This window comes from Bradyrhizobium sp. DOA9 (genome assembly GCF_000617845.2).
GTDB lineage: Bacteria > Pseudomonadota > Alphaproteobacteria > Rhizobiales > Xanthobacteraceae > Bradyrhizobium.
Genome location: NZ_DF820425.1, coordinates 3,216,573 through 3,240,207, shown reverse-complemented (window position 1 = coordinate 3,240,207; position 23,635 = coordinate 3,216,573). Strand labels below are relative to the sequence as shown.

The 23,635-nt window shown below is 65.7% G+C and carries 21 protein-coding genes; 6 read left to right on the top strand and 15 right to left on the bottom strand.

The features are described 5' to 3' along the window. Positions 1-42 precede the first annotated feature (42 nt). On the top strand, positions 43-1,245 hold the full coding sequence (locus BDOA9_RS15115) for an MFS transporter (protein ID WP_025034784.1): 1,203 nt from the start codon (positions 43-45) through the stop codon (positions 1,243-1,245). Here BDOA9_RS15115 and ccoS read toward each other — a convergent pair. From ccoS to BDOA9_RS15065, 10 genes are all read right to left on the bottom strand, one after another. Next, complete coding sequence (gene ccoS / locus BDOA9_RS15110) at positions 1,242-1,409, bottom strand: cbb3-type cytochrome oxidase assembly protein CcoS (protein ID WP_008550618.1); 168 nt, start codon at positions 1,407-1,409, stop codon at positions 1,242-1,244. The two genes, BDOA9_RS15115 and ccoS, sit on opposite strands and share 4 nt — an antisense overlap. Continuing rightward, positions 1,409-3,598: a cation-translocating P-type ATPase gene (locus BDOA9_RS15105; RefSeq protein ID WP_025034783.1), complete on the bottom strand. Its 2,190-nt coding sequence runs from the start codon at positions 3,596-3,598 to the stop codon at positions 1,409-1,411. Before BDOA9_RS15105 ends, ccoS begins: the two co-directional genes overlap by 1 nt. Positions 3,599-3,609: 11 nt before the next feature. Next, positions 3,610-4,095, bottom strand: coding sequence for a FixH family protein (locus tag BDOA9_RS15100; RefSeq protein ID WP_025034782.1), 486 nt, complete (start codon positions 4,093-4,095; stop codon positions 3,610-3,612). A gap of 15 nt (positions 4,096-4,110) precedes the next feature. Further along, positions 4,111-5,577 (bottom strand): cytochrome c oxidase accessory protein CcoG, encoded by a 1,467-nt coding sequence (gene ccoG / locus BDOA9_RS15095; RefSeq protein WP_025034781.1) that lies wholly within the window; start codon positions 5,575-5,577, stop codon positions 4,111-4,113. Between the two features lie 122 nt (positions 5,578-5,699). Further along, entirely contained in the window at positions 5,700-6,575 is an 876-nt protein-coding gene (gene ccoP, locus BDOA9_RS15090) for a cytochrome-c oxidase, cbb3-type subunit III (protein WP_025034780.1), read from the bottom strand. A gap of 6 nt (positions 6,576-6,581) precedes the next feature. Beyond that, on the bottom strand, positions 6,582-6,746 hold the full coding sequence (locus BDOA9_RS15085) for a cbb3-type cytochrome oxidase subunit 3 (protein WP_025034779.1): 165 nt from the start codon (positions 6,744-6,746) through the stop codon (positions 6,582-6,584). 13 nt (positions 6,747-6,759) lie between these two features. Then, entirely contained in the window at positions 6,760-7,494 is a 735-nt protein-coding gene (ccoO, locus tag BDOA9_RS15080) for a cytochrome-c oxidase, cbb3-type subunit II (RefSeq protein ID WP_025034778.1), read from the bottom strand. Between the two features lie 12 nt (positions 7,495-7,506). Further along, positions 7,507-9,156, bottom strand: a complete 1,650-nt coding sequence (gene ccoN / locus BDOA9_RS15075) for a cytochrome-c oxidase, cbb3-type subunit I (protein ID WP_025034777.1) — start codon at positions 9,154-9,156, stop codon at positions 7,507-7,509. Positions 9,157-9,343: 187 nt separating this feature from the next. Further along, positions 9,344-9,769: a CBS domain-containing protein gene (locus tag BDOA9_RS15070; RefSeq protein WP_025034776.1), complete on the bottom strand. Its 426-nt coding sequence runs from the start codon at positions 9,767-9,769 to the stop codon at positions 9,344-9,346. A 41-nt stretch (positions 9,770-9,810) separates the two neighbouring features. After that, positions 9,811-10,644, bottom strand: a complete 834-nt coding sequence (locus BDOA9_RS15065) for a universal stress protein (protein ID WP_025034775.1) — start codon at positions 10,642-10,644, stop codon at positions 9,811-9,813. A gap of 218 nt (positions 10,645-10,862) precedes the next feature. Between BDOA9_RS15065 and fixL the strand changes: the two genes are divergently transcribed. From fixL to BDOA9_RS15045, 4 genes are all read left to right on the top strand, one after another. Continuing rightward, complete coding sequence (gene fixL, locus BDOA9_RS15060) at positions 10,863-12,380, top strand: sensor protein FixL (protein ID WP_025034774.1); 1,518 nt, start codon at positions 10,863-10,865, stop codon at positions 12,378-12,380. A 2-nt stretch (positions 12,381-12,382) separates the two neighbouring features. Beyond that, positions 12,383-13,000, top strand: coding sequence for a response regulator FixJ (gene fixJ, locus BDOA9_RS15055; RefSeq protein WP_025034773.1), 618 nt, complete (start codon positions 12,383-12,385; stop codon positions 12,998-13,000). Between the two features lie 43 nt (positions 13,001-13,043). Further along, positions 13,044-13,460 (top strand): response regulator transcription factor, encoded by a 417-nt coding sequence (locus BDOA9_RS15050; RefSeq protein ID WP_025034772.1) that lies wholly within the window; start codon positions 13,044-13,046, stop codon positions 13,458-13,460. A 103-nt stretch (positions 13,461-13,563) separates the two neighbouring features. Further along, positions 13,564-14,262, top strand: coding sequence for a helix-turn-helix domain-containing protein (locus BDOA9_RS15045; protein WP_025034771.1), 699 nt, complete (start codon positions 13,564-13,566; stop codon positions 14,260-14,262). A gap of 42 nt (positions 14,263-14,304) precedes the next feature. Here the strand turns inward: BDOA9_RS15045 and BDOA9_RS15040 are convergent, their stop codons facing one another. From BDOA9_RS15040 to BDOA9_RS15025, 4 genes are read right to left on the bottom strand one after another with little or no spacing between them, the layout of a single operon-like run. Beyond that, the gene (locus BDOA9_RS15040; RefSeq protein WP_025034770.1) at positions 14,305-15,618 is read right to left on the bottom strand and encodes an MFS transporter; all 1,314 of its coding nucleotides are present in this window, start codon (positions 15,616-15,618) and stop codon (positions 14,305-14,307) included. Positions 15,619-15,641: 23 nt separating this feature from the next. Then, on the bottom strand, positions 15,642-16,175 hold the full coding sequence (locus BDOA9_RS15035) for a PRC-barrel domain-containing protein (RefSeq protein ID WP_025034769.1): 534 nt from the start codon (positions 16,173-16,175) through the stop codon (positions 15,642-15,644). An 18-nt stretch (positions 16,176-16,193) separates the two neighbouring features. Further along, a complete protein-coding gene (locus BDOA9_RS15030) occupies positions 16,194-18,398 on the bottom strand; it encodes an amylo-alpha-1,6-glucosidase (RefSeq protein ID WP_025034768.1) in 2,205 nt (734 codons plus the stop codon). Positions 18,399-18,455: 57 nt separating this feature from the next. Then, a complete protein-coding gene (locus BDOA9_RS15025; RefSeq protein WP_025034767.1) occupies positions 18,456-20,219 on the bottom strand; it encodes an ABC transporter ATP-binding protein in 1,764 nt (587 codons plus the stop codon). A 273-nt stretch (positions 20,220-20,492) separates the two neighbouring features. Between BDOA9_RS15025 and BDOA9_RS15020 the strand changes: the two genes are divergently transcribed. After that, on the top strand, positions 20,493-21,563 hold the full coding sequence (locus tag BDOA9_RS15020; RefSeq protein ID WP_025034766.1) for a glycosyltransferase family 4 protein: 1,071 nt from the start codon (positions 20,493-20,495) through the stop codon (positions 21,561-21,563). Between the two features lie 95 nt (positions 21,564-21,658). Here the strand turns inward: BDOA9_RS15020 and BDOA9_RS15015 are convergent, their stop codons facing one another. After that, positions 21,659-23,587: an alkyl/aryl-sulfatase gene (locus BDOA9_RS15015; protein WP_025034765.1), complete on the bottom strand. Its 1,929-nt coding sequence runs from the start codon at positions 23,585-23,587 to the stop codon at positions 21,659-21,661. Positions 23,588-23,635 lie beyond the last annotated feature (48 nt).

The following is a 23,635-nucleotide window of genomic DNA, read 5'->3' as shown; positions in this document are numbered from 1 at the left end:
ACCCCATGCCGGGCGCCGCATGCCTCACAGGATCATCATGCCATGACCGATCTTTCCGCATCGAGCAGCCCGGCCACGATGACGATGGAAGCACACTCGCCAGGCCTCGCGTTTCGCTCGCTCGTGATCGGCCTCACCGCATTCCTGACGGTCGTCGATCTCTTCGCGACGCAGGCGATCCTGCCCTCGCTGACGCGGCACTACGGCGTCACACCCGCGGCGATGGGCTTTGCCGTCAACGCCAGCACCTTCGGCATGGCCGCAGCCAGCCTCGTCGTCGGCTTCTTCAGCCCGCATATCGACCGGCGAACCGGCATCCTGCTCAGCCTGGCCCTGCTTGCGGTCCCCACCAGCCTGCTGGCTGTCGCGCCCAATCTTGCCGTCTTCACCGCGCTGCGGGTCGCCCAGGGCCTGTGCATGGCGTCCGCCTTCGCGCTCACCCTCGCCTATCTCGGCGAGCAATGCAGCGCCATGGACGCCGGCGGCGCGTTTGCCGCCTACATCACCGGCAATGTCGCGAGCAACCTCGTCGGCCGGCTGATCTCGGCCGCATTGGCCGATGGCCTCGGCCTCGCCTGGAACTTCTATGTCTTCGCGGCGCTCAATCTTGCCGGCGCGGCGCTGGTCTATTTCACGGTGGGCCGCGTGCGGCCGATGCATGCAATGACGCCGGCGGCATCGCCTTGGTCCGCCACCCTCGCGCATTGGCGCAATCCGCAGCTGCGCGCCGCTTTCGGCATCGGCTTCTGCATCCTGTTCGCCTTCATCGGAACCTTCACCTACGTCAATTTCGTGCTGGTGCGGCCGCCGCTGTCGCTCGGCATGATGGACCTCGGTCTCGTCTATTTCGTCTTCCTGCCGTCGATCGTCACAACGCTTCTGGCCGGCAGGGTGGCCGCGCGGCTGGGAACGCGGCCCACGATCTGGGGCGCGCTCGCTGTTGCCGGGCTCGGTTTGCCCCTGATGCTGGCGCCGCATCTCGGCGAGGTGCTCGCCGGCATGGTCCTGGTCGGGGTCGGCACGTTCTTCGCACAGGCCGCCGCGACGGGTTTCGTCGGACAGGCTGCTGCCGACAACCGCGGCATCGCCAGCGGGACCTATCTTGCGTGTTACTTCGCCGGCGGGCTGGTCGGTACGGCTGTGCTCGGTCGCCTGTTCGACAGCTTCGGCTGGGAGGCCTGCGTATTCGGCGTGGGCGCGGCGCTGGCGGCCGCAGCCCTGCTTACATTCGCCCTGAAACGCTAGCGTTTCGCCGGCGCTTCCTGCGGCGGCTCGTCGTCGGCGATCGCGCGCCAGGCGGCCCCGTCGAGATCGTCGTACTGGCCGCTCCTGAGCGACCACAGGAAAGCGACGAGACCGGCACCTCCGAGCATCAGGGCCAGCGGGACCAGGATGACCAGGATCTCCATCACACGATCTCCCGCGAGCCGCTGCGGGCGCGCAGCGAGTTCAGCATCACCAGGATCGACGATCCGCTCATGGCGGCAGCCGCAATCAGGGGCGTCACGACGCCGCTGATCGCAACCGGCACTGCCAGCACGTTGTAGCCGATCGCAAGCCAGAGGTTCTGCCGCATCAGATGCAGCGCCTTGCGCGCAGCGTCGATGGCGGCGACGACGGGGGCCAGCGGCCGGCCGAGGAAGACGAGATCGGCGGTGGCCTGGCTGAGATGCGCGGCCGAGATCGGCGACATCGAGACATGGGCCGCCGCGAGCGAGGGCGCGTCGTTCATGCCGTCGCCGACCATCAGCACCTTCGCGCCGCGCCGTTTCAGTTCTTCGATCCGCGCGATCTTGTCGGCCGGGGTGACGCCGGCGCGCCATTCGGGGATGTCGAGCGCCTCCGCCGCGGCCTTCACCGCCGGCTCGCGATCGCCGGAGAGGATCTCGATACCGATGTTGCGCGCCTTCAGCGCCGCGATCACCGCCTTGGCATCCGGACGCAGGCCCTGGCGGACGGAAAGGATGAACTTTGCGGTACCCTTGCTGAAAGCCACGATGGAGGCCTCGGGATCGAGCGCGGCGACGCCGACCAGCGCCTCGGCACCGCAGAAGGAGGGACGACCGAGGCGAAGCTCGACGCCGTCGACGGTCGCGCGGACGCCCTGCCCGGCCTCCTCCACCGCACCGACGATCGGAGATTTCGCACCGGCAGCCTGAGCGACGGCGGCGGCCACCGGATGATGGCTCGACAGCGCGAGCCGGCCGGCGAGCTCGAAGATATCGGCGGGGATGTCGGCGGCATTCATGACTTCGAGCTCGGGCAGCGTCAGCGTACCGGTCTTGTCGAAGATAACATGGTCGGCTTCGGCCAGCCGCTCGATGGCATCGCCCGCATTGAGCAGCACACCCGCTTTGAACATCGCACCGGAGGCGACCGTCTGCACGGTCGGGATCGCGAGCCCGAGCGCGCAGGGACAGGTGATGATCAGCACGGCGACGCCGGTCACGATCGCATCGTGCCAGGAGGCACCCGCGATCACCCAGCCGAGAATTGTCAGCAACGCGGTCGCGTGCACCACCGGCGCGTAGAGCCGCGAGGCCCGGTCGGCGAGGCGCATGTAGCGCGAGCGCGCCTGGAGCGCGTTGTCGAGCAGCCGCGTGATCTCGGCGAGCAGCGTCGCCTCGGAGGCGGCCGAGACCCGCACCCGCAAGCTGCCGGAGATGTTCATCGATCCCGCATAGACCGGCGTGCCCTGCTCGGCGGTGACATAGAGGGTCTCGCCGGTGATCAGGCTCTGGTCGATCTCCGAACGCCCCTCGATCACGGTGCCGTCGACGGCGCAGCGCTCGCCGGGCCTGAGCAGCACGATGTCGCCGGGATGGATCGCGGCCACCGGCACCTGCGAGATCTCGTCGGGACCTATGAACTTCGCCGCCGTCTCCGCCTTCAGCGCGGCGAGATTGCCGGCGACCGCGCGGGTCCGCCGCCGCATGTTCTGGTCGAGGAAGCGGCCGACCAGGAGGAAGGTCAGCAGCATGATCGCAGCGTCGAAATAGGCATGCTCGGCGTGATGGATGGTCTCGACCACGGACATGCCGAGCGCCAGGATCACGCCGATCGAGATCGGCACGTCCATGTTGGTGGTCTTGGCCGACAGCGCGCGCCAGGCCGAGCGGAAGAACGGCTGGCCGGCATAGGCCGCCGCCGGCAACGCGATCAGCGCCGACAGCCAGTGGAAGAAGTCGCGCTGCTCGGGCAGCATGTCCGAGACGTTGCCCGACCACACCGGGATCGACAGCATCATCACGTTCATGGTGGCGAAGGCGGCGACGCCGAGGCAGCGCAGCAGGAAGCGGGATTCGGCGACCTCGGCGACCTCCGCGCTCTCGGTCTCGAACGGATAGGCCTTGTAGCCGAGCTCCTCGAGCCGATCGATGAAGCGGCCGGGATCGAGCGTGCCCGCCTTCCATTCCAGCGCGACGCGGCGGTCGGTGAGGTTGACGCGCGCCAGCGTGACGTCGGGAATGGCCGAGAGCCCGCGCTCGATCTTGGCCATGCAACCGGCGCAGTGAACGCCCTCGACGGCGAGATCGATGTGCCGGAGGCCCTCGCCGGCTTCGCGGACGTAATGAGAGAAATCGCGCGTGACCTGCATGACGATGTCCTTCAGTTCAGGATCACGCGATTGCGCGACATGAACACGCGCGTTCCTCGCGCCTCGCCCTCGATCACCAGGTCCCATTGTCCCGGCGCGACGGACGCCGCGTTGCCGCGGTAGAGACCGATGCCGGCTTCGGTGAGCTCGACGGCGAGGTCGGCGCGCTTGTCGGTCGGCCGCTCCAGCCGGCCGCCGAACTTCAGCCCGGAGATCGGCTGGCCGCCGGCATCGCGGGCTTCGACCTGGACCGCGGCGCCGCCGTCGTTGCGACGCTCGATATGGGCGTCGACCTTCCATTTGCGCGCCGCCTGGTCCTGCGCCGCCGAGATCTCGCGATCGTAGACGAGGCCCGCGGCATAGGGGCTGTCGACATCGGTGCCGGGGAGCGTTGCGATCGCGAGCTTCATCATCGTCGCGTTGACGCCGATCACGAGGCCGAAGAAAGCGACCAGCATCAGGAAGACTTTGGTTCCGGTCAGCGGCTTGGATGACATGATGGTCTCCTGGACTTACGGCGCGACGAAATTGTCGGTGGCGCTCGCGGCAACGCCGAGACCGATATCCATGACGTGGAAGCGGACCGGGATCGACTTCTCCGGATTGTTGTCGGCCGGCGCCGTGACGAGCAGCCGCAGCTCGCTGGTGGAGTCGCGCGGGATCACGATGATGGGCCTATCAGGCGTCACCGAATCGACGCCGACCACATGCATCGTGGGATTGACCGGCCCCTCGACGTCGATGGCGATGGCGCGGTCGTAGCCGCTCTTGTTCAGGAGTCGCACCGTATAGGCGTTGCGGATCGAGCCGTCGCTGAGCTTGACTGCGACAGGGTTGCGGTCGTGCAGCACGTTGACGTCGAGCAGGCTGCGCGTCGCCAGCGTATAGATCATGAAACCGCCGACGGCCGCGATGATGACACCGTAGACCACGGTGCGGGGCCGGACGATCCGGTAGATCGGCGCCTTGCCTTCCTGGCGGCGGTGGATGTTGATGTCGTTGTCGTAGCCGATCAGCCGCTTCGGCCGGCCGATCTTGGTCATCACGTTGTCGCAGGCGTCGATGCACAGCCCGCACTGGATGCATTCCATCTGCGGTCCGTTGCGGATGTCGATGCCGGTGGGGCAGACCGCCACGCACTGGTAGCAATCGACGCAATCGCCGACCTGCTGGCCGAGGGCGCGCAGCTCGGCGGCCTTCTTCACCGAGGTGCGCTTCTCGCCGCGGTCGTAGCGATAGGTGACGTTGAGCGCCCATTCGTCGGTGAGCGCGGCCTGGATGCGCGGCCACGGGCACATATAGGTGCAGACCTGCTCGCGCATGTAGCCGGCGAGCACATAGGTCGTCGCGGTGAGAATGCCGATCCAGATATAGGCGATCATCGGCCCCTGGAAGGTGACGAGCTCCTTCACCAGGGTCGGCGCGTCGTTGAAGTAGAGCACCCAGGCGCCGCCGGTCCACCAGGCGATCAAGAGCCAGATCGAATGCTTGAGCACGATCTCGGAGATGCGCTCGAGCTTCATCGGATCGGTCGACGCATCCTTCTTCATGCGCTCGCGCCGGTCGCCCTCGATCAGGCGCTCGACCGCGTAGAACAGGTCGGTCCACACCGTCTGCGGACAGAGATAGCCGCACCAGATCCGGCCGCCGACGGAGTTCATCAGGAACAGCGCCACCGCGGCGACGATCAACAGGCCCGTGAAGTAATACACCTCCTGCGGCCACAGCTCGATGAAGAAGAAATAGAAGCGGCTGCTGGGAAGATCGATCAGCACCGCCTGGCTCGGCGCGCCGAGACCGCGATTCCAGCGCACGAAGGGCAGGAAGTAATAGACGCCGAGGCAGACCGCCATCAGCCCCCATTTGATCCGGCGGAACGTGCCCGAGACGCTCTGGGGATAGACCTTCTTGCGGGCCGCATAGAGCGGCCCGACGTCGTCCGCCGGCTTCAGTTCGTTCGGATTGACGGTCTTGTTCATCGCCTCGAGCTTCTTCAAAAGGTGCGATCGAACCTAGACCCGGCACCGCCGCGCGGGTTGATCCAACGCAAACGGGGGCGCTTTTCTTCGCCCCCGCCGGAAGTCGTCGGTCGCGGATCGGCCTATTTGCCGCCGCCCAGCGAGTGGACGTAGACCGCCATCGCCTTGATGGTGGAAGGATCGAGCCGGCCTTCCCAGGCCGGCATCACGCCGGCGCGGCCCTGGCTGATGGTCTCGACCAGGCTCGCCTCGTCGGAGCCGTAGAGCCAGATCTTGTCGGTCAGGTTCGGTGCGCCCATCTCCTGGTTGCCCTTGCCGGCGTCGCCATGGCAGGCGGCGCAGTTCTCCGCGAAGATCTTCTGGCCCTTGGCGGCGTCGTAGCCGTTGCGGGTGGACAGGCCCGCCAGCGACCGCACGTAATTGGCGACCGTGACGATCTCGTCCGACTTCAGCACGCCGTCCTTGCCGAAGGCGAGCATCTGGCCCTCATGGGTCTTGGCATGGCCCGACCGCACGCCGAACTGGATGGTCTGCATGATCTGGTCGAGCGAGCCGCCCCACAACCATTCGTCGTCGTTCAGGTTGGGATAGCCCTTGGACCCCGTCGCACCCGTGCCGTGGCACGGCGCGCAATTGTCGCCGAACACGGTCTTGCCCTTGGCGCGGGCGAGCGCCAGCAGCGCCGGATCCTTCTCGATGTCGGCGAGCGAGGCCGTGCCCAGCGCCGCCATCTTGCCACCCCGGATCTTTTCGAGGTTGGCGAGCTCGACCGCGACGTCGGCGCGCGAGGAATAGCCGAACACGCCGGCTGTGTTGCTTTGGATCAGCGGCCAGGCCGGATAGACGACCCAATAGCCGATCGACCAGAGGATGGTGAGGTAGAAGGTGATCACCCACCACCGCGGCAGCGGCGTGTTGAGCTCCTTGATGCCGTCCCACTCGTGTCCGGTCGTGGACTTGCCGGAGACGGAATCGATGTCGCTAGAATGATCGGTCATGTTTTCTCACTCCTCCCGCAAGGGCAGGTGCGCTGCCTTGTCGAACGCAGCCTTGTTACGGGGCCAAAATGCGTAGGCGATGATCGCGAGAAAGATCGCGACGAACACCGGTGTCCAGATCGTCGTCACGAGATCGGACGCAAGATTATGGACGGTCAGGATGGCTTTCATCGTTCATGCCTTCTCAGCGAAGATTGGCTTTCTCGTTGTAGATCTTGAAGTCGACCAGCGTGCCGAGCATCTGCAGGTACGCGACCAGCGCGTCCATCTCGGTCGGCGTGCCGGTCTTGCCGTCGAAATTGCGCACGACGGCCTTGGCGTAGCGCTTGGTGAAGGCGTCGGTGCCGGCATTGTCCGGATCGGCCTGGGCCTTCAGGTCGGCGGCGGCATTGGCGAGTTGCTCGTCGCTATAGGGCACCCCGACGGTCCTCAGCGCGCGCATGTCGCCGGCGATCGCATCCGGGTCGACCTCGCTCTTGCTGAGGAACGGATAGCCGGGCATCACCGACTGCGGCACGATCGCGCGCGGGTTGGTCAGATGAGTGACGTGCCAGTCGTCGGAATATTTGGCGCCGACGCGGGCGAGATCCGGGCCGGTGCGCTTGGAGCCCCACTGGAACGGGTGGTCGTACATGCTCTCGGCGGCGAGCGAGAAGTGGCCGTAGCGCTCGACCTCGTCGCGCAGGGGCCGGACCATCTGCGAGTGGCAGAGATAGCAACCCTCGCGGACGTAGACGTTGCGTCCGGCGAGCTCGAGCGGCGTGTAGGGCCTGACCCCGTCGACCTTCTCGATCGTGCTCTTGAGGTAGAACAGCGGGGTGATCTCGACGAGACCACCGACCGCGATCACCAGCAGGATGCCGACGATCAGGATGATCGAGTTCTTTTCGAAGATTTGGTGACGTGTCCAGAACGACATTGCTTGAGCTCCTCATTCCGCCGGCTGAAGAGCGACGGGCAGCTGGACTTCTTGCTCGCCGACGCGAACCGTCATCCAGAGATTGTAGGCCATGATCAGCGAGCCGATCAGGAACAGGCCGCCGCCTGCGGCGCGGATGATGTAGAAGGGATGCATCGCCTCGACGGTCTCGATGAAGGAATATTCGAGGAAGCCGAGCGAGGTGTAGGCGCGCCACATCAGGCCTTGCAGGATGCCGGACACCCACATCGCCGAGATGTAGAGGACGATGCCGAGGGTGGCGATCCAGAAGTGCCAATTGACGAGCTTGAGGCTGTAGAGACCCTTGCGATTCCAGGCCCACGGCACCAGGCAGTAGAGCGCGCCGAAGGAGACGAAGCCGACCCAGCCGAGCGCGCCGGAATGCACGTGGCCGATGGTCCAGTCGGTGTAGTGGCTGAGCGAGTTGACCACCTTGATCGACATCATCGGGCCCTCGAAGGTCGACATGCCGTAGAAGGCGACGGAGACGACCAGCATGCGCAGCACGGGGTCTGTGCGCAGCTTGTCCCAGGCACCCGACAGCGTCATCAGGCCGTTGATCATGCCGCCCCAGGACGGCATCCACAGCATGATGGAGAAGGTCATGCCGAGCGTCTGCGTCCAGTCCGGCAGCGCCGTGTAGTGCAGATGATGCGGGCCGGCCCAGATGTAGAGGAAGATCAGGGCCCAGAAGTGGATGATCGACAGCCGGTAGGAATAGATCGGCCGGTCGGCGCGCTTCGGGATGAAGTAGTACATGATGGCGAGGAAGCCGGCGGTCAGGAAGAAGCCGACCGCGTTGTGGCCGTACCACCATTGGAACATGGCGTCCTGGATGCCGCCCCAGGCGACGTAGGACTTGGAGCCGAACACGGAGACGGGCAGCGCGGGATTGTTGCCGAGATGCAGCACCGCGATCGTCACGATGAAAGCGAGATAGAACCAGTTCGCGACGAAGATGTGCGGTTCCTTGCGCTTGATGACGGTGACGAGGAAGACCAGCAGATAGACCACCCAGACGATGGTCAGCCAGAGGTCCGAGTACCATTCGGGCTCGGCGTATTCCTTGCCCTGCGTGACGCCGAGCAGATAGCCGGTGCCGGCGATCAGGATGAAGAAGTTGTAGCCGAGCACGACGAACCACGGCGCAAGGTCGCCGGCAAGGCGCGCGCGGCAGGACTTCTGCACCACGTAGAAGGAGGTCGCGATCAACACGTTGCCGCCGAAGGCGAAGATCACGGCGGAGGTGTGCAGCGGCCGCAGCCGGCCGAAGCTGATCCAGGGCAGATCGAAATTCAGCGCGGGCCAGGCCAGCTGCGAGGCGATGATGAGGCCGACGAGGAATCCGGCAATGCCCCAGAACATCGCCATGAAGGAGGCGAACTTGATCGGCCCCATGTTGTAGTTCGGCCGGCCGTTGATTTCCTGCGGCGGCAACGCCGCCGGCCGCTCGAAGTAGCGGTTGACGATGAAGAACACCGCAGCCACGCTCGCCGCCGCGCTGAGCGCGGCGTGGAATGCGAAGGGCGCATCGAGCGCCTTGGCCGAGGCGATCACGCACAGGAAAGCGGTGACTGCGAATACGACAGCCAAGCCGCTTTCACCGATGGTCATGGATTTTGAGATGGAGGGCTGGCTCATGCGGATTCTCTCTGAAAGAACACGCTGCCAGAAACCACATCCCCCCTCGCGGGGAATTGATTGAAATCAAGATGGATGGATTTCTGTTAATGTGAGCGATGTGCCGCCAGCTGAGGTCGGCGCGCAGGGCCATCGCACGCAGACACCTCCGTGAAACCACGGAGGTTGGAACCGAACGATCCGGACGTCACTCCCGCGCCGTCGCCTTGAGCGCTGCGATGACGTCTTCACGCGCGATGATGCCGACCAGCTTCTGCGTGCCGTCGAGCACGATGATGCTCCTGATGCGATGCTCGACCATGATCTGGAGCACGCGCGTCAGCCGCGTGTCGGGACTGACATAGATGAACTCGGGCGTCATGACGTCGCCGATCTTGCGGCTCATCAGGTCGTCGTAGCGCGGCAACATCTGGCTCGGCGTGAACGCGAAGCACTTCAGGATGTCGAACTTGGTGACGATGCCGACCACCTGCCCGTCGTCTTCGACCGGATAGGAATTGAAATCGTCGGTCTCGAACATCTCGCTGAGCTGGAACAGGTCGAAGCCGCGCTGCACCGTCTTGACGTTGCGCGTCATGTAGCCGTCGACGGTCTGTTCAAGAAACTGATACACGGCGCGTCCCTCCTCGATTCCTCAAACCGGCCGGCCGGTGGTCAGTGCGCCAGCAGCACGCTGCGCGCGGTTTGCGTCACCAGATATTGGGTAACGCCTCCGAGGATCAGTTCGCGAAATCTCGAATGACCGTAGGCACCCGCGACGACGAGGCCCGCGCCGACGTCGGCCGCGACCTTCTCCAACCGCGCGGCAGGGGTTTCGTTGCCTGCGGCCTCCAGGACCCGCGCCGTCGCGGTGACGCCGTGACGGCCGAGCCAGGCGGCGACGTCGCTGACACCGGCCATTGCGGCCGACCGGTCGTCGCCCCGCTCCGGGATTTCGACGATGGTGACGTCCTTCGCCTTGCGCAGCATCGGCAGCGCGGCCGCCACCGCCCGCCGCGCTTCCGGCGTGTCCTTCCACGCCACCAGCACGCTGCGCACGTCGAGCCAGCTCGCCCGGTCGGGAACGACGAGCAGCGGGCGGCCGGCCTGCATCACCAGGTCCTTGGGGCTCGCCAGCGCGAAAGCATCGGAGAAGGCCGGGCTCTGCCCGCCGCTGACGACGATGTCGGCGCAACGCGCCTGCGCCGTGACGAAGCGGGCCGGATAATCCATCGCGCTGCGCCACTCCGCATGCCCGCCGCGATTCTTCACGGCCGCGCGGAATTGCGCTTCGAGGCCGGCCAGCCGTCGCTTGATCGAAGCTTCGCCCTCGTCGATCAGCGCTTGCGCCTCTGCGCCGTCGGCGAAATAGAGCGGCGGGGCGAACTGCGCTGCGGCGACCCCGATGATGGCCGCCTCGAATCGTTCGGCGAGCTCGCCTGCGACCTGAAGACGCGCTTCGTTGGGCTGTTCGAGCGCCAGGCTGACCATGACGGTCGCGTATGTCATCGGATATCTCCAGCATCACGGAATTTTTCGAATCCTAACCCTGCTGCCGCGTAACAGGCTGAGATAGATCAAATCTGGCGCCTCTGGCCGCCCGCTCTCCCCGCAACGTGGAATCCGCCAGTGGATTCAACGTCCGCGCTTGCCTCCGGCCAAGCCTTGGGCGACATTGCCGGAGCGGTAAAGGCATCCTGCCGACCCGCCGAGAACAGGAGCAGAGCTTGGCGCCGACCCGCGTGACCCATCCGGCAGACGATGGTCGGGGCGAGCATTTCCGGGTCCGTATCGAGGGATTCGGGGTCGGCACCTGGGACCTCGACCTGCAGACGCGCGAGCTCGACTGGTCGGACACGGCCACGCGGCTGTTCGGCCTGCAGCCGCACCAGGCCGTCAGCTTCGATCTCTTTCTTTCGCTCCTGGAGCCGGGCGATCGGGACCACCTCCTGGAGGCGATCGGACGCGCCTCGGAAGGCGGCGGGGGCCTCGACCTGTCCTTCAAGATCGGCGGCGCGTCCGGGAACGGTCAATGGATCCGGGCCAGGGCCGGCGTGATCCGGGACGATGCGGGCACGCCGCGTCATCTCAGCGGGATATTCCTCGACATCAACGAAGAGAAGCAGCTCGAGGAGGCCCTGCGCTCCCAGGAGAATCATCTTCGCTCGATTCTCGAAACCGTGCCCGATGCCATGATCGTCATCGATTCAAGCGGCATCATGCAGCTCTTCAGCAGCGCGGCGGAGCGGCTGTTCGGATACAGCAAGCAGGAAGCGATCGGCCGCAACGTGAGCATCCTCATGCCGGAGCCCGATCAGTCGCGTCACGACAACTATCTCGCGCGCTATCTCAGGACCAATGAACCGCATATCATCGGCATCGGCCGGATCGTGACGGGCAAGCGCCGCGACAGCACGACGTTCCCGATGCACCTGTCCGTCGGGAAGACGCAACGCGCGGGCGAGCCCTATTTCACCGGCTTCGTGCGCGACCTCACCGAGCACCAGCAGACCCAGGCGCGGCTCCAGGAACTGCAGGCCGAGCTCGTACACGTGTCGCGGCTGACCGCGATGGGCGAGATGGCTTCCGCGCTCGCCCACGAGCTCAACCAGCCGCTGGCGGCGATCAGCAACTACATGAAGGGATCGCGGCGTCTCCTCGCCGGCAGCACCGATCCCAATATGCCGAAGGTCGAAAGCGCGCTGGACCGGGCGGCGGAGCAGGCCTTGCGTGCCGGCCAGATCATCCGCCGGTTGCGCGACTTCGTCTCCCGCGGCGAGTCCGAGAAGCGGGTCGAGAGCCTGTCCAAGCTGATCGAGGAGGCCGGCGCGCTCGGGCTTGCCGGCGCGCGCGAGCAGAACGTGCAGCTCCGCTTCAGCCTCGATCCTGACGCCGACCTCGTGCTCGCCGACCGGGTGCAGATTCAGCAGGTGCTGGTCAACCTGTTCCGCAACGCGCTCGAGGCGATGGCGCAGTCGCGGCGGCGCGAGCTGGTCGTCGCCAACACCCGTGTCGCCGACGGCATGATCGAGGTGGAAGTCTCCGACACCGGAATCGGCTTCCGGGAAGACGTCATTCCGAACCTGTTCCAGACCTTCTTCACCACCAAAGACACCGGCATGGGCGTGGGACTCTCCATCAGCCGCTCGATCATCGAGGCCCATGGCGGCCGCATGTGGGCCGAGAGCAACGCTGCGGGCGGAGCGACGTTCCGCTTCACCCTGCCGGCAACCGACGAGAGCTGATCATGACGACCAAGGGAAATGTCTACGTCATCGACGACGACGCGGCGATGCGGGACTCGCTGAACTTCCTGCTGGATTCCGCCGGCTTCGCCGTCACTTTGTTCGACGACGCGCTCGCCTTCCTCGAAGCCCTGCCCGGCCTCGGTTTCGGCTGCGTCGTCTCCGACGTGCGCATGCCCGGCCTCGACGGAATCGAGCTCTTGAAGCGAATGAAGGCGCAGCAAAGCCCGTTCCCGATCTTGATCATGACCGGTCACGGCGACGTGCCGCTGGCGGTCGAGGCGATGAAGCTCGGGGCCGTCGATTTCCTGGAGAAGCCGTTCGATGACGACCGGCTCACCGCCATGATCGATTTGGCGCTCCGCCAGGCCGAGCCTGCCGCCAAGAACGAGGCCGTCGCGCACGACATCGCCGCCCGCGTCGCGTCCTTGAGTCCGCGGGAGCGCCAGGTCATGGAGGGGCTGGTCGCAGGCCTCTCCAACAAGCTGATCGCCCGCGAATACGACATCAGCCCACGGACCATCGAGGTCTACCGGGCCAACGTCATGACCAAGATGCAGGCGAGCAGCCTTTCTGAACTGGTTCGTCTCGCGATGCGCGCCGGCATGCTCAACGATTGAGGCAGGTCAAGGCGGCTTCACGGCGCCGTGCTAACCAGACAGCATGGTTGAGGTCAGCCCATATCGTGCGCGGCCATCGTCCTGCCCACAACCCACCGTCTTTGTGGTCGACGATGATGCCGCAGTCCTCGGATCCCTGCGCTTCCTGCTGGAGACCGACGGCTTTGCCGTGCGGACCTTCAGGAGCGGCACGGCGCTGCTCAATCTCGGCGCCGCGCCCGGACCGGACTGCTACGTCATCGACTACAAGATGCCTGACATCAACGGCATCGACCTGACCGGTCGCCTGCGCCAATGCCACCGCGACGCGCCCGTGATCCTGATCACCGGCTATCCCGACGAGAACATCTCGGCCCGCGCTGCGACGGCGGGCATCAAGGACGTGGTTTTGAAGCCGCTTCTGGACGAAAACCTCGTCAGATGCATCCGCCACGCGATCGAGGACCGCCCCTGCGCCTGACCTACGGGATTCTACGTAAGGCAACCACCTTAAGATATCTCGCGAAATTTTCGAGGCACCCGATACCGCGTAGGAAAGCGTCATCACAACGGAGATGGCGCAGATGCTGACCCAGACGCTCAACACCCAGGCGATCAACACCCAAATCGGTGGCAAGATTGCTCCTGCCCACCCCGTTACCGACCAGTTCGGCGCCATCGCGGGCCATGTCGGTCTGGTCGCCACCGAGTTCTCCTACGGCAAGGACGAGGAGATCTATGGCGAGGACGAGGCGTCCGAATATGTCTACCAGGTCGTCACCGGCGCGGTGCGCAGCTACAAGCTTCTCTCCGACGGCCGCCGCCAGATCGGCGCCTTCCATCTTCCCGGCGACGTGTTCGGCCTGGAATCCGGTCCCACGCACCGCCTCGCCGCTGAAGCCATCATCGACACCACCGTTCGCCTCGTGAAGCGCGCGAGCCTCGAGAAGGCCGCCGGCACCGACGTGCAGGTCGCCCGCAAGCTCTGGGCCATGACCGCCGGCGAGTTGCGTCATGCCGAGGATCACATGCTGCTGCTGGGCCGCAAGACCGCCATGGAGCGCGTTGCGACTTTCCTGCTCGAAATGGACCGCCGCCTCGCCGTTGCCGGCATGATGGCGCTGCCGATGTGCCGCCGCGACATCGGCGACTATCTCGGCCTCACGCTGGAGACCGTGTCGCGCGCGCTGTCGCAGCTTCATGCTCAGGGCATTCTCGGCTTCTCCGGCGCCCGCCAGATCGTGCTGCGCAACCGCCAGCGCCTGCACAATCTCGACGCCTGATCCTTACCTACCTCCCCAACCACTTTGGCCGGCTGAACTGGTTCAGCCGGCCTTTTCTTTTGTGGCGGCCAGATTCGCGCGCCGCGTCTCCGGCATCACAAACAGGATCAACAGGAGTCCCGCTGCAGCAACGCCGGAGAGCCCGATGAACGCGGTGGCATTGCCGAACTTGTCGCTGACATAGCCGCCGAGCACGGTGCTCAGCGACGCGCCAATGCCCGTTGCGGTGCCGACGATCCCCTGCGCCAGGTTGAAATGCCCGCTGCCGAAGGCGACGTCGGCGACGATCAGCGGGATCATCACCGCGAACACCGCCGCGGTGATGCCGTCGAACACCTGCACCGCTACCAGCAGATACGGGTCGCGCACGGTCGCAAACAACAGCCCGCGAATCGCCAGTGCGCCGAATCCGATCAGCAGCAGGGGCCGACGCCCCCAAGCTTGCGCCTTGCGCCCGACCGTCGGCGACAGCAGCGCCACGATGGTTTGCGGAACCACGATGCAAAAGGCGACGAGCACTGTCGCCCACTGGGCGGACCGCGCCGTCACGGCGCTCGCGATCAGCGGCATCATCGCGGCGTTCGCCAGCTGCAGCAGCAGCACGCTGACCGCGAAGACGATCAGCGGGCGCTGCCGGATCAGGTGCCAGATATTGGTGTCGCCGCGATCGGCGGCTTCAGGCGGCATCTCGCCGTGACAGCGCCTGATGTCGACCTCCTCCTCGCGGATGCGCGAAAGCGCGATGAGGGTCGGAATGACGAGCAGGAAGGTGACGAGGAAGACCGCCCGGCTCGACAGCAAATAGCCGACGGTGCCCATCACGGCTGCCGCGATGCCGCTGCCGAGCGAAGCAAAGCGCGCATTGCGACCGAGGCGCTCGCCGATCGCGAGCGGGCCGACGAGACCGAGGCTGATCGCGGCGATCGCGGGCCCGAGCACGCAGCTCGCCATCGCATGGAGCGTAGCGGCGGTCACCACGACCGCGAAGATCGGCATCGCGGCATAGGCGAGCGCACAGGCGCCGATGGTCGCGATCGCGAGGGCGGCGACGAGGCGCTCCGATTTCGCGGCATCGATGATCGCGCCGCCCGGCATCTGGCCGATCAGGGCGACGATGCCACCGATCGAGAGCACGAGACCGATCTCGACCTGTGTCCATTTCTGCGTCGTCAGATAGACCGCGATGAAGGGGCCGAATCCGGTCTGCACGTCGGCGAGGAAGAAGATGAACCAGTCGAGGCCGCGCAGGCTCTCGCGCGACGGCGCCGGAATGCCCGCAGCCGCCGGCACCGCGACGTTGTCCTGCTCGACGACGCCGCCGCGATTCTCATGGTTCCGCTTCCTCGACGACAGCACGGGCGGTCAGCCCTCCCTGCACCTCACTGAACCGCTCGCAGCGGCTGAAGGCTGCCGGACGCGCCGAGCACGACGATCGGCGTGTCCTCCTTGTATTCCGGTGCGGCCGCGACCTGGGCCTTGGTCAATTCCAGGATGATGCTGTCCTTCTTGTTGGCGATCTTGCCGAAGCGGAGCGCGTTCCAGTCCACCACGATCTTGCGGCTGCCGACGCCGAGGAAGCCGCCGAAATCGATCGCCGCTGCGCGGACATGGCCGGTGCGATCGACGATGACGTCGACGATGCGGCCCATGTCCTCGCCGGCGGCGCTGCGGACGTCGCGGCCGAGCACGCCGTGGGCCTCGCTCGCGCCGATGATGGTCACCGATGGCGGCGGCGCGGCGTCCTTGGGCGTGACGGGCACGGTGGAAGCCGGCGGTTGCGCTGTTGCCGGTGCGTTTGCTTCGCTCGGAGGCGCAGATGGCGCTGCCGGCGGCTCCTCGGCCGCGTGCGATACGGCGACCGTCAAGCCCGCGACGATCGCCACGCTCAGGATCAACCATCCGGTGGCGCGCATGAACTCCTCCTCGCGCCGCTAGCGCGCCAGCACGATCGAGACCTGAATCTGACCGCGCGTGCGCAGCACTTCCAGCGCCACGTCGTCGCCGTGACGACTGACGCGCAAGTCCACGCTGGAATCGCCGAGGCGCAGATCGTGCAGGATCACCTCGTTGAGGAACGCTGGCAGATGCGGATTGCGCAGGCGAATCTCGCCGCGCGCGACGTCGAACTCGAGGCCGAGCGCCGCCTCCAGCAGCGTGAACGGCGTCGCGCTGGCCCAGGCCTGCGGCGCGCAGGCGACGGGATACAGCGTCGGCCCGCGCCGCTTCTCGCGCCGGAAGCCGCAGAACAATTCGGGCAGCCGGCGCAGGTCCATGTAGGTCGCGGCGTCGAACAGTCCCTTGAAGACGTGTGCCACCGAATGCTTGAGGCCGTAGCGCGCCAGCCCCAGCGCGATCAGCGCGTTGTCGTGCGGCCAGATCGATCCGTCATGATAGGACATCGGGTTGTAACGCACCTCTCCTTGCGCGACGGTGCGGATGCCCCACCCCGAAAAGAAATGCGGCCCCATCAGGTCGGCGGCGACGAGACGGGCGCGGTCTTCGCGAACCATGCCGCTGAACAGGACCTGCCCGGCATTCGAGGTCCTGACCTTGCAGGGCCGCTTCTCGCCGTCGAGCGCGAGCGCATAGGTGCCGAGCTCCTCGCACCAGAATGCCTGCTCGAAGCGTTCGGCGAGCGCCCTGGCTTCGGCCTCGAGCTTGCGCACGCGGTCCGGCTTGCCGAGCCGCAGCGCGCAACGCGCGGCGAGCTGCTTGGCGGCAAAGACGTAGCCCTGCACCTCCGCGAGCGCGATATTGCCCTCGGCAAGCTGGCCGTCGGCATGGAAGATCGCATCATAGGAATCCTTCCAGCCCTGGTTCGCCAGCCCCTTCTCGGTCGCGCGCTGGTATTCGACGAAGCCGTCCTGATCAGGATCGCCGGGACCGTCGATCCAGGCCAGCCCCGCCTCGATTGCGGGCCACAGCTCGATCAACGTGGCCTCGTCGCCGGTGCGCTCGAAATAGCTGCCTGCGAGCAGCACGAACAGAGCGGTCGAATCGACGCTGCCGTAATAATGCGCGAACGGCACCTCTCCGAGCGCGGCCATCTCGCCGCCGCGCATCTCGTGCAGAATCTTGCCGGGCGCGGCGTCGGCGAGCGGATTGACCGCCTTGGCCTGGAAATGCGCGAGCCGGCGCAGCACGCCCTTGGCAATGCGCGGATCGACCCAGAGCATCTGCAGCGCGGTGATGAGGCCGTCACGCCCGAACGTGGTCGAGTACCAGGGAATGCCGGCATAGGGATAACGGCCCTGGGGCGTCTCGGTCATCAGCATGTTGAGGTCGGCCATGGCCTGGCACAGCACCTCGTTGAAGATGTTGTTGGAGGTCTCGATGCTGGCGGCGCCGGCGGTCTGATTTCGCATCTCGCGGCGGTGCGCCAGCAGTCCCGCGAAGAACCGCGCCGGCTTTTCCGTCACCGGCCGATTGCAGGACACGGCGACGAACAGCGATTTGGTCTGGTGCGGCTCCAGCTCGAGCTCCCAGGTCGCGGCATCGACCGAGAGCCGCGTCGGGCGCGGGTCGAAATGCAGCCCGGTGGTCCGCTCGATGTCGTCGAGACCGCGATATTCGAACAGGACATCGGTCGGCCCGAGCAGCCGGCTGGTTCCGACCCCGCGGCGCGGTCGCCGCTCGCCGCGGACCTCGAACAAATCGGCGAAGTCGTTGCCGAACAGCAGCGTCAGGTTGAAGCTGGTGCGCCGGTCGCCGTGGTTCTGCACGCCGATGCGCTGGTAGGCGGTGCCCCGCCACAGGAAGATGGTGCGGACGACGTGCAGCAGGTCCTTTTGCAGAACGAGGTTGCCCTGGCGGTAGATGTCCGGATTCGTGAGGTCGACGGTCAAGGCCGAATTGTCGTCGCGCAGATTCGACCCGAGCAGCAGCGGCTGGAGATCGTCGAGCACGAGCTCGAGCCGCGCGAGGTAGCGCGTGTCGTGATGGAACAGCCCGTCCGGCCCGCCGGCGGATGCGCCGATGTCGCCGTGGCTGTCGAGCACGATGAACGTGTCGTCGTGCTTGAGCGAGCGCCGCGGCCGGGCCGAGGGCCCGGTCATCGGAATGTAGAAGGGTTGTTCCGCGACCTGCTCCGGGGTCCGCGTCACGGAAAAGACCTTGGTTACGGCTTCGGCCGACATGAGCTGCTCCCCTGCGCTGATTCGAAACGCAACCGACTCGACAACGCGACTGTTGGTTTACGCGGCGGCTTGCGCGAGCCGGCTCATTTCCTGCGTGACCAGCTCACGATACGGCCCATGGCCCTGCATCAGGCGCTCGGGCGAGCCGTCCTCGATGATCTTACCATTCCTCAACACCACCACCCGGTCGAAATTGCGCAGCGTCGCAAGGCGATGCGCGATCGCGATCACGGTGCGGCCGCGCATCAGCCGCGACAGCGCCTCGCGGATCGCCTCCTCGGATTCGCTGTCGAGCGCTGCGGTCGCCTCGTCGAGCAGCAGGATCGGCGCATCCTTCAGAAAGGCGCGCGCAATGGCGATGCGCTGGCGCTGGCCGCCCGACATCTTGACGCCGCGGTCGCCCACCATGGTGTCGAGGCCCTCGGGCAGGCTTTCGACGAAGTCGCAGCGCGCCGCGATCGCCGCGCGCAGCACCTCGTCGTCGGTCGCGTTCGGCCGGCCATAGCGGATGTTCTCGCGGATCGACCGATGAAACAGCGAGATGTCCTGCGGCACGACCGAGATTGCCTCGCGCAGGCTCAGCTGCGTCACCTTGGAGATGTCCTGGCCGTCGATGGTGATACTGCCCTCGTCGACGTCGTAGAAACGCTGCAGCAGCGTGAACAGCGTCGACTTGCCGCCGCCGGACTGGCCGACCAGCCCGACGCGCTGGCCGGGCTGCAGGCGCAGGCTGAAGCGCTCGAAGATCTTGTCGCTGCCGGGATAGCCGAAAGTGACGTTGTTGAACGCGATGGCCGCGCCGCTCTTCACCAGCGGCTCGGCCTCGGGGTGGTCGCGGAGCTCGTGCGGCACCAGCAACGTGGCGATCGCCTCCGTCAGACGTGCGACGTGCTGGGTGACGTCGACCAGCGCCACCGCGAGATCGCGCGTGGCACTCAGGATGGAGATGCCGAGCGTACAGACCAGCACGACGTCGCCGGTCGTCGCTTGGCCCTTCTGCCACAGCGAGATCGCCCAGGCCATCAGCGCAATCGTCAAGAGCACGGTGATGACGGCATGCAATAGCCGCAGCTTCTCCAGATAACGCAGGCTGCGGCTTCGCGCGGTCAGCTCCTGGTTCACCGTCGCGTCGAACCGCTCATGCTCATGGCTGATACCGCAGAAGGCGCGCACCAGCGGCATGTTGCTGATGACGTCGATCATCTCGCCGTCGACCAATGCCGCCTTGTCGGCGAAATCGTCATGCAGCGGCTTGCCGGCCGCGGCCAGACGAAACATCGCAACCACCATGCCGCCGGCGATCGCGATCAAGCCGAGCGCCATATAGGGACTGACGGTTCCAATCAGCATGATTGCCGCAATTGTGGCAATGCACGGCGGCAACACATTCCAGACGAACATGTTCTCGACGGTGAACACTGCGTTCGAGGTCGCCGTGATGCGGCTCGTCAGCATGCCGGGCATCCGGTCCGAGAAGTAGCTCGGCGCGTGACCGGTCAGATGACGAAAGATGTCACGCCGTAAATCGCCCGTGACCCGGACGAAGGTGAAGCTCGCGGTCCAGCTCGCGATCCGCCACAGGAAGTTGTCGGCGGCAATCAGCGACATGAGCAGAATGAATGCCAGCCATACGCCGCCGCCATATGAAGGCCCGGCAGACAAGGCGTCGACCAGAGCTTTGACGCCGTACTGGGTGCCTACGGAGCAGGCAACGGCCCCCACGACCGCGGCCAGGATCACCAGATGCGAGGCGAGACGACGCCGGAGATAGCGCAAGACAAAGGCAAATGGCCTGCGCGCGTATCCAGAAAGCTGATCCATATGGCTGTCGCCCCGTTATGCTGATTTTCGTTTCGTTACTGGTCGAGTGAACATCGACCGCTTCGCCCCGGTTCCCGGGCAATTCCATCACGACATGCGGATGCGGACGATCTGCGAAGATGTGGTGGCAGCATCGCGACGATCCTCCGACGTGTCGAAGATGTAACGTTTGGGAGAAGGAACTTCGCAGGTGCGGGAACGTTCCCTCGTCTGGCATTGCCGGTGCCGTAAGGTGGGGGTTTCAACATTCATGATCGCAGAGGAGATGGTGAGATGCGCATCGCGCAGGTAGCTCCGTTGACGGAGGCTGTTCCACCCAAGCTGTATGGCGGCACCGAGCGGGTGGTGCATTGGTTGACGGAAGAGCTGGTGGCGCTGGGGCATGACGTGACGCTTTTCGCCAGCGGCGACTCGCAGACATCTGCGAAGCTCGATGCATTATGGCCGCGGGCGCTTCGGCTCGACGGTTCCGTGCGCGATCCCAATGCGCTGCACATGGTGCTGCTGGAGCGGGTGCGGCAGAAATGTGACGACGAGGAGTTCGACTTCCTCCACTTCCACCTCGACTATTATCCGTGGTCGTTGTTCCACCGCCAGCCGACCCCGTTCGTGACCACGCTGCACGGCCGGCTCGACCTGCCTGAGCATCAGCCGGTCTTCAACACCTTCTCCCGGATGCCGGTCATCTCGATCTCCAACGCGCAGCGGCGGCCGGTGCCGCAGGCGAACTGGGTGACGACGATCCACCACGGCCTGCCGGAGACTCTGCTGACGCCGAAGCCGGCGAAACAGGAATACCTCGCCGTGCTCGGCCGCATCGCGCCCGAGAAGGGTGTCGACCGCGCCATCAAGATCGCGACCCATTGCGGCATTCCGCTCAAGATCGCGGCCAAGGTCGACCGTGCCGACCAGGATTATTACGACGAGCTGATCCGGCCGATGATCGAGAACAATCCCCTGATCGAGTTTATCGGCGAGATCAGCGATCACGAGAAATCGGATTTCCTGAGCGGCGCGCTCGGCCTCCTGCTGCCGATCGACTGGCCGGAGCCGTTCGGCCTCGTCATGATCGAGGCCATGGCGTGCGGAACGCCCGTCGTCGCCTTCAACCGCGGCTCGGTGCCGGAGATCATCGACGAGGGCCTCACCGGCTTCATCGTCGAGGATGTCATCAGCGCCGCGGGCGTTGTGAACCGGCTTGCGCAACTCGACCGCAGCGCGATCCGCAAGCAGTTCGAGACGCGCTTCACCGCCCGGCGCATGGCCCTGGACTATCTCGCCGCCTATCGCAGCCTGACCGAGGCCAAGGCGCCGCGGATCAAGCTGGTGAGCAGCGCGGAGTAGGGAAACTTGCGCCACAAACGTCATGGCCGGACTCATCCGGCTATGACCTGCGCATTTGAAGTTCCACTCTATCCACTCGTCATCGCGAGCGAGCCCTACCCCACCCGCGCCCGCTTCGGCTCGACGATCTCGAACATCCTTGGAAACTCGTCCATCAGGCCCATCAGCTCGGCGAGCTTCATCGGATTGCCCGACAGCTCGACCTTGCCGGCCGCAACGGCTTCCGGAAAGCTGGTCAGCTTGGCGATCACCTCGTCGAGCGTTGCGCGTGCCAGCGTGAAGCCGGCGTCCGCATTCTCCGCCTGCACGCCCTCGGCATAGGTCAGCGCGCAATTCTCCAGATTGAGCACGAAGCTCTCGCCGGTATCGGAAAAGCGCCAGTTCAGCACAATGTGCTTGCCTTCCGCCTTCGGGCCGTTGAGGCGGATGCCGAGCACGTCCCAGAGCTGCGCGGTGCGCAGCGCGGCCAGCGTCTCGCGCGGCATCGGCGGACGCGCCGGCACCTTCGGCATGCCCTGGCGCAATTCCTGCGCGCCGAACAGATAGGCGTTGCGCCAGGTCGCGCTCTCGGCGGCGTAGCCGAGCTGCTCCAGCGTGTCGGCGAGCAGATTGCGAGCCGCCGCATTGTCGGGCTCGGCGAAGACGAGATGGCCGAGCACCTGCGCGACGAAGCGGAATTCACCCTTCTCGAAGTCCGCAGCCGCCCGCGCGAGGATGGCGTCGGCACCGCCCATATACGCGACATACTTCTTCCCGGACTCCACCGGCGGCAGCGGATCGAGATTGACCGGATTGGCGTCGTACCAGCCGAGGTACTTCTGGTAGATCGCCTTCACGTTGTGGCGGATGTGGCCGTAATAGCCGCGGCCGTGCCAGGCAGCCTCCAGGCTCTTCGGCAGCCGGATCGTCTCGGCAATTTCGGCGGCGTTGAGGCCGTGGTTCATCAGGCGGATGGTCTGGTCATGCGCGAACTTGTAGAGGTCGCGCTGCTGCCGGATCATCGTGCCGATGCGTTCGCGTCCCCACACCGGCCAATGGTGCTGCCCGCACATCGCTTCCGCCTTGCCGTCCCAGAGCTGCAAGGCCTCGCCGAGATATTTGGACCAGGCCAGCGCGTCGCGCGCGTCGGCGCCGCGGAACGGCAACAGATTGTGGAAATTGTGGGTGCAGTTCTCGGCGAGGTTCAGAACCTTGTAGCGCGGGATGAAGAAGTGCATCTCCGCCGGCGCCTCGCTGTTCGGTGCCATCTGGAATTCGAACGCGACGCCGTCGATGACGCGAATATCGCCGGTCGCCATGATCAGGTCCGTGGGACGCAGCAACGCGACCGAACCTGCCGCCATCGACTTGCCGAGCCCGCAATCGACCTGGCCCCGCGCCCCCTTGGCGAGCAGCGGTCCGAACTGGTATTGCGCCCGGCGCAGCATCGCCGGTCCTGCGATGATGTTCTCGGAGACGGCGTGCTCCATGAACAGGTTCGGCGCGATGATCGGCACGCTGCCGGTGGCGAGCGCATCCTCCCCCAGCACGCCGCGCGCGCCGCCCCAATGGTCGGTGTGGGTGTGGGTGAAGACGACCGCCGCGACCGGCCGCGACCCGCGATGCTTGAAGTAGAGATCGAGCGCGGCGCGCGCCCCCTCGATCGAGGTCAGCGCATCCACGACGATGACGCCGCTATCGCCCTCGATCAATGTCATGTTGGCGATGTCGAGCCCGCGCACCTGGTAGACGCCGGGCACGACCTCGAACAGGCCGTGCCGCATGTTGAGCCGCGCCTGCCGCCACAGGCTCGGATTGACCGTTGCTGGCGCCTGTTCGGCTGCGAGGAAGCCGTAAGGTTCGAGGCTCCAGACCGTGCGCCCTTGCGGGTTCGTGATCGCCGCGTTCTCGATCGTGCCGAGGAAGCCACGCGCGGCGTCGTCGAAATCCCGTGTATCGGAAAACGGCAATCCGTTCAGCATGGCCTCGTGCTGAGCGATGACGGACGGCGATGCGTCCTTGGGATCGCTGCTGGATTCCGTCATGTTGCTCCTCCCGGCCTGATCCACAGCATCTAACCGCATCTTGCGGTC